Origin of the sequence: Actinoplanes sp. NPDC051633 (genome assembly GCF_040681735.1) — a bacterium.
Taxonomy (GTDB): domain Bacteria; phylum Actinomycetota; class Actinomycetes; order Mycobacteriales; family Micromonosporaceae; genus Actinoplanes.
In genome coordinates this window covers 1-2,194 of record NZ_JBFAZH010001238.1, presented here as the reverse complement: position 1 = coordinate 2,194, position 2,194 = coordinate 1, and the positions used below count along the sequence as shown (strand labels likewise).

Below are 2,194 nucleotides of genomic sequence, written 5' to 3'. Positions count from 1 at the left end.
CAAAACTACAGAAAATAAACTTGTTGATCACGATAATTTCCAAGTTTTAAACAAGGATATATTGCAGATTAAATTTCCTAAAAACCAATCCTATATGCCGGGCTCGGCGTTGGCCAGGGCCTTCCACTCCGGGTTGACGTAGCCCTGCACGCCCGCGTACGGGTTGTCCACCCGCGAACCGGCGGGCGGCGGGTCGGACGGGGTCGGACCCGGGTCGCTGGGTGTCGGGTCGGTCGGTGTCGGGGTGGTCGGGTCGGGCGTCGGGTTGGTGGTGCCGCCGGTGCAGACCGTGCCGTTCAGCGAGAACGACGCGGGTGTGGCGTTGGTGCCGGAGTAGTCGGCGTTGAAGCCGAAGTTGGCCGCGGCGTTGGTGCCGAGCGACGTCGCCCACGACGGGTTGACGGCGGTCACGTTCTGCCCGCTCTGGGTGATCGTGGCGCTCCAGCCCTGGGTGATGCGCTGGTTGCCGGCGAAGGCCCACTTGAGGTTCCAGCCGCCGGTGATCGGGTCACCGAGGTTGGTGACCGTCACGTTGCCGGTGAAGCCGGTGCTCCACTGGTTCACGGTGTAGTTGACGCGGCAGCCCGCGGCGGCGTTCGCCTGGTGGGCGGCGACCAGTCCGACGCCGGTGACCAAGGTGGATGCCACCGCCACGGTCAGTGCGCGGCGTAGAGATCGGGGATGTTTCACGGGTTGTGCTCCTCGGTGGGGTCAGGACGCCGCGCAGGCGGGCGTCGGGGCGGTGTTGGTGCTGCCACTGCTGGCGGTGAACCCCCAGCTGGTGGATGCTCCGGCGGCGAGAGAGCCGTTGTACGACGCGTTCCGCGCGGAGATCGCGTCGCCGTTCGACGTGACCTGGGCGTTCCAGGTGTTGGTGAAGCGCTGCCCGTTCGGCCAGGTCCACGTGACGGTCCAGCCGGTGATCGCGGACGAGCCCGCGGTGACGGTGACGGATCCTTGGAAGCCGCCGCCCCACTGGTTGCTGACCGTGTACGCGGCCGTGCACCCGCGCGGCGTGGGCTCGGGGTCCGGATCGGGATCGGGGTCCGGATCCGTCCCGCCGTAGATCTTCGCTTCGCGGGAGGTCGCGGCGATGCCGTTGGCGCCGTTGAAGAGGCGCTGACCCCAGCTCGTCAGCTGGGCCTTGTCGAAGTTGGTGACCAGGTCGAGGTACTCGACGCCGCCCCCGTTGCCGCTCCACGACCAGCCGAGGTAACCGATGCCACGGGCCTGCGCGGAGGCGAGGATGGCGTCCTCGTCGGGGTTGCCGTCGGAGTGGTTGTGGCCGAACTCGCCGACCACGATGGGCAGGCCGGCGGTCTGGAAGCGGCCCAGATAGTCGTCGATCTCGGCCGCGGTGTCGAAGACGCCGTACATGTGGATCGAGAAGATCGTGTTGCGCTGCGGGTCACTGGCGAAGACCGAGGCCGCGTTGTCGCGCATGACGAACTGCCAGTCCTGGCCCCAGTTCGGCGCGTCGACCATGAGAGCGTGCTGGAATCCGGCGGCGCGCAGCCGGCCGATCGCGCTGGTCGTGGCGGCGGTCCAGCCGGAGGCGTTCGTGTTGCCCCACGGCTCGTTGCCGATGTTCAGGATGACGTACGCCTCCTGGCCGTCCAGGGCGCTCTTCACGCTGATCCAGTAGTCGACGGCCTGGGCGAGCGTGGCGGCGGCCGACTCCTCGCCGTACCCGGTGGTGTCATGCACCTCCAGCACGCAGATCAGCTTGTTGGCCTTGCATCCGGAGACCACACCGGCCACGTTGGACGCGTCGTTCTTCGTCCACCGCTGGCCGCTGCTGAGCACCACGCGGACGGTGTTGGCCTTGAGTGACTTGATGTCGGCGAGCGCGGCCGGCGTGCGGTCCTGATACCAGGTGTGCGCGTGGTTGACGCCGCGCATCACGAACGGGTCGCCGGTCGCCTCGAGGATCCGGCCGCCGCTGACCGTGATGCCGGCCGCCTGCGTGGTGGCGCCGAGCGCCGTGGCCACCGACCGGTACCCGGGCTTCGCGGCGTAGCCGTCGTCCCAGAGCAGCGCCGCGCCCTGCCCGGGAAAGACGCCCGGAATCCACGAGTACTTGTCGGTGATGCCCCACGTGGTGACGCCGCGGCACCGGCTGACCGCCAGGCAGGCGTTCACCACGGCGGCGTAGTCGGACGCCTGCTGGGCGAGCTTCGTGGCGTCGGCCGGC

At 68.5% G+C, this 2,194-nt stretch carries 2 protein-coding genes and 1 pseudogene; 1 reads left to right on the top strand and 2 read right to left on the bottom strand.

The annotated features are described in order from the left end of the window. Nucleotides 1-94 (top strand): annotated as a pseudogene (locus tag AB0M20_RS39475) (23S rRNA (adenine(2058)-N(6))-methyltransferase Erm(B)); the annotation flags it as partial. On the opposite strand, the gene AB0M20_RS39470 reads toward AB0M20_RS39475, so the two are convergent. Beyond that, complete coding sequence (locus AB0M20_RS39470) at nucleotides 91-648, bottom strand: cellulose binding domain-containing protein (protein ID WP_364306169.1); 558 nt, start codon at nucleotides 646-648, stop codon at nucleotides 91-93. The pseudogene AB0M20_RS39475 and the gene AB0M20_RS39470 overlap by 4 nt on opposite strands. 63 nt (nucleotides 649-711) lie before the next feature. Further along, on the bottom strand, nucleotides 712-2,194 hold a 1,483-nt coding region (locus tag AB0M20_RS39465), incomplete at its 5' end, for a cellulase family glycosylhydrolase (RefSeq protein WP_364306167.1).